Annotated in this window: 4 protein-coding genes and 1 pseudogene; all 5 read left to right on the plus strand. The window is 71.6% G+C overall.

What is annotated here, in order from left to right; genetic code table 11:
- Positions 1-192 precede the first annotated feature (192 nt).
- Positions 193-744: a hypothetical protein gene (locus IPL40_16505; protein MBK8482740.1), complete on the plus strand. Its 552-nt coding sequence runs from the start codon at positions 193-195 to the stop codon at positions 742-744.
- 84 nt (positions 745-828) lie between these two features.
- Positions 829-2,267: pseudogene (locus IPL40_16510) on the plus strand (transposase).
- Positions 2,268-2,315: 48 nt separating this feature from the next.
- Positions 2,316-3,176, plus strand: a complete 861-nt coding sequence (locus IPL40_16515) for an AAA family ATPase (protein ID MBK8482741.1) — start codon at positions 2,316-2,318, stop codon at positions 3,174-3,176.
- Complete coding sequence (locus tag IPL40_16520) at positions 3,173-3,496, plus strand: hypothetical protein (GenBank protein MBK8482742.1); 324 nt, start codon at positions 3,173-3,175, stop codon at positions 3,494-3,496. Before IPL40_16515 ends, IPL40_16520 begins: the two co-directional genes overlap by 4 nt.
- A 17-nt stretch (positions 3,497-3,513) precedes the next feature.
- On the plus strand, positions 3,514-4,186 hold a 673-nt coding region (locus tag IPL40_16525; protein ID MBK8482743.1), incomplete at its 3' end, for a transposase.

The following is a 4,186-nucleotide window of genomic DNA, read 5'->3' on the forward strand; positions in this document are numbered from 1 at the left end:
AGCCCCTCCACCCTCGTTGATGGTCTGACGCCCGCCGGCGTTCACGCTTCGTGAGGGGGACAAGCAACGGCCCCTCGCCGAGCGTGATTGCCCGGACCGAGAGGCCGCTACCCTCCTGGTTGCAAGACGAGGAGGTGGCGATTGTGGCACGGGTTGTTGCGCGATCCGAGATGGGTCGCGGGGTTGTTGGCGTTGGACACAACGCTGGCCGCGGAGGTCCGCGCGACGGGATGCCCCTGCGGGGGCCGCCTGCACCGGGCGAGCTACCCCCGCAAGCCGCGCGGTCTGCCGCCGGGGTTCGACGCCGAGGCGCTCGGCCGACGCGTGAGCTTCTGCTGCGATCGGGATGGTTGCCGCGATCGTGCGACGCCGCCGTCGGTGGTCTTCCTGGGTCGCCGCGTCTACGCGGGCGCCGTCGTCGTCCTGGCCGCCGCGCTCCGCCACGGCCCCACACCGGAGCGCCTCGAGCGCATCATCGATCTCGTCGGCCTGTCGCTGCGCACACTGCGACGGTGGCTCGCCTGGTGGCGCGACACGTTCACCACCACGCCTCTCTGGCGCACCCTCCAGGGGCGCCTCGTGCTGCACGACGACACCGCTCTGCGGCGGCTGCCACGCTCGCTGCTGGAGGCGGCCGACGAGGGCGATCCTGCGGCCGCGCTCGAGCGTGTGACGACGTGGCTCCTGCCGCTCTCGTCGCGCACCCCGCTGCCACCGCGGTCGCGCTTCGCGAGGCTCTTCTAACCGGCCTCTCGCGCCCGCAGACGATGCCTCGTTCCCTCGCCAGGGGGCCTCCGCCGAGGATGCGATCGGAGGCAGCGAGAGACGATGAGCGCGAGCGACGAGCACGGACGACGCATCCCGGATCGATGGGCGCAACTACGCCACGCGGTCATTGGTTCCCTGTTGGCTTCGCCGCCCGAGCGCGGGGCGCTGCGGGGACGCCTCGCGGCCCTGGCCGCCCAGCCCTGGACGCACCCCGTCACCGGGGACCGCGTCCACTTCGGGCGCTCCACCATCGAGCGGTGGTTTCTGATCGCGCGCAAGGAGCGCCGCGACCCACTCGCCGCGCTCGCCCGCAAGGTGCGCCGCGACCGCGGCCACCAGACCACCATCGGCAAGGCGCTCGCCGCGCGCATCGCCGCGCAGTACGCGGCGCACCGCGGGTGGACCATCCAGCTCCATCACGACAACCTCGGTGCGATCGTGCGCGCGGAGCCCGCGCTCGGCCCGCTGCCGTCGTACCCGACGCTGCGCCGCCACCTGCTCGCCGAGGGCATGGTGCGCGTGCGCCGCGGCCCCGGCGGCCATCGCCCCGGCGCCCTGGCCGCCCAGGATCGGCGCGATCGCTTCGAGCAACGCAGCTACGAGGTCGCTCACGTCGGCGCCTCTGGCACGCGGACTTCCACGACGGCAAGCGCCTGGTGCTGCTGCCCGACGGGCGGCGGGTGCTGCCGCAGCTCTTCGGCGTCATCGACGACCACTCGCGCCTGGTCTGTCACGCGCAGTGGTACCTGGAGGAGGACACCGAGTCGCTCGTGCATGGCGTCTCGCAGGCCATCCTCAAGCGGGGCCTGCCCCGCGCGCTGATGACCGACGAAGGCGGCGCGATGAAGGCCGCCGAGTACGTCGAGGGCCTCGCGATCCTGGGCGTCGAGCGCGACCTCACGGGCGGCTACAGCCCAGAGCACAACGCCAAGATCGAAACCTTCTGGGGACCCCTGGAGGGCCGTCTCATGGCGATGCTGGAGGGCGAGCCGGAGCTCACGCTCAAGCTCCTCAACGACGCCACCCAGGCGTGGGTCGAGGGGGATCACAACCGGCGGGCGCATGAGGGGATCGGGGAGATGCCGCTCGACCGATTCCTCTCGGCGCCCTCGGTGCTGCGCCCGTCGCCCTCCGCGGACGGGCTGCGCGCGGCCTTCCGTCGCACCGTCCCCCGCACCCAGCGACGCAGCGACGGGACCTTCACGCTCGACGGCGTGCGCTACGAGATCCCCTCGCGCTTCCGCACGCTGCGCGCGCTCACCGTGCGCTACGCCCGGTGGGACCTCTCGCTCGTCGAGCTCTACGACGCGCGCACCGGCCAGGCGCAGTGCCGCGTCTTTCCCATCGACAAGGCGGCCAACGCCGACGGCCACCGGCGGCGCGTCGATCCGGCGCCGCACCTCGACGCCTCGCCCGACGCAGCCCCCGGCGTCGCGCCGTACCTGCGCGAGCTGATCGCCCGCTACGCCGCGACGGGCCTCCTGCCCGGCTACCTGCCCCACGCCCCACGCCCACGACCACGCCCTCGACGACACGGAGCCCACGCCATGAGGACCCGCCCGCAGCTGGCCGCCTTCGGCCTCAAGCACAACCCCTTCTCGCCCGAGGTGCCGATCGAGGCGCTCTCGGCCAGCGCCGCCGTCGAGCACTTCTGCTGGCGCGTGGGCAACATGGCCGCCGAGGGCGGCTTCGCGCTCGTCACCGGCGATCCCGGCACGGGCAAGTCCGTCACGCTGCGCCTCTTGCAGCGTCGGCTCCACGCGTTGCGCGACGTGCAGGTCGCCACGCTGACCCACCCGCGCTCGCGGCTGAGCGACTTCTACCGCGAGCTGGGCGACCTCTTCGGCGCCGCCATCGCGTCCAGCAACCGCTACGGGGGCTTCAAGACGCTGCGCGCCAAGTGGCTCGCGCACATCGACACGACCCTCGTGCGCCCGGTGCTGCTCATCGACGAGGCCCAGCAGATGTACCCCGACGTCCTGTCCGAGCTGCGCGTGCTCACGAGCACGGACTTCGACTCCCGCGCCATCCTCACGGTGGTGCTCGTCGGCGACGACCGACTGACGGAGATGCTGCGCACGCCGGAGCTGCTCCCGCTGGGGACGCGGATTCGTGCGCGGCTGCAGCTCGATCATCGCAAGCCCGATGAGCTGCAAGCGATGCTGGAGCGCCGACTGGAGCACTGCGGCAACAGCTCGCTGGTGGATCCCATCGTCGTCCGCACGCTGGCCGAGCACGCCGCGGGCAACCCGCGGGTGCTGATGACGGCGGCCAACGAGCTCCTCGACGCGGCCACGGCCCGCGAGCAGGCGACGCTGGACGAGAAGCTCTACCTGGAGGTCTTCGGGGCGTCGGTCTCGCGACGACCGTCGGCGACCGCGGCGGCCGCGAAGGCGGGGCGGCGATGATCCTCGGCGACGATCCGACCGAGCGCCTCGCGCGGCTGACGCCTGAGCGGCTGTCCCAGGCGCCCGAGCGGGCGGCGTTGGCGGCACTGCGCGCGGTGCTCGAGATCACCGAGCGCGCGCTGCTGTGCGCCAACCCCGAGCTGCTCGACGAGAGCTGGCCCACGCAGCGCGGGCGAGCCCACTTCCGTAGCCTGCGCGCCGCCCATCGCATCATGAAGCGTGGATGGGCGCTGGAGAGGGAGATGGCCCGCTACGAGCGGCACCTCCAGCAGCTGCTCGATCGCCCCGTGGGGACGAGCCTCGACGAAATGCCCTTCTGACCGATGGATCACGATCGGTGAGGGACGTCTCCGTCCAATGCGAGCCCATCAACAACCGTGATCACAACACCATCAACAAGGCGTCGAGCGCCGCTTCGTCCTCAAGCGACACAAGCGCAAAGTGCCGCTGCGGCTGTAACGCCTGCGTGGAGACGGCCCTCGGTCCGGCGAAGCTCAAGCCCGGCGCGCGTTACTCGATCGACTTCGCGATCGAGGTGGCGGTGGCCAAGTACGCCGATCACGCGCCGCTGGAGCGGCAGGTCCGCATCATGGCGCGCGAGGGCCTGGTGATCGACTCGCAGACGCTCTGGGACCAGATCGACTCGCTGGCCAAGGTGCTGCGCGCGCTGCCCGCGACGCTCAAGGAGTACCTGCACGCGCAGCCGGTGCTGGGCGCCGACGAGACCCGCTGGCGGATGCTCAGCGCCAAGGGCAAGGACCTCGGTGAGGCCAAGCAGTGGCAGGTCTGGGGGCTCAGCGCGCCGAAGGCGGTCTGCTACGCGATCCTCGACAGCCGATCGACGGAGGCCGGCCGGACGGTCCTGGGTGGCTACCGCGGGATCGTGATGGCGGACGGCTACGGCGTATACGGGTCACTCTCCAAAGGACGGGAGCTTCACGTTGGCGAACTGCTGGGCGCATGTGCGAAGAAAGTATCTCGACATCGAGTCCTTCTTTCCGGTGAAGGTA

It is taken from the genome of Pseudomonadota bacterium (assembly GCA_016711215.1).
GTDB lineage: Bacteria > Myxococcota_A > Polyangia.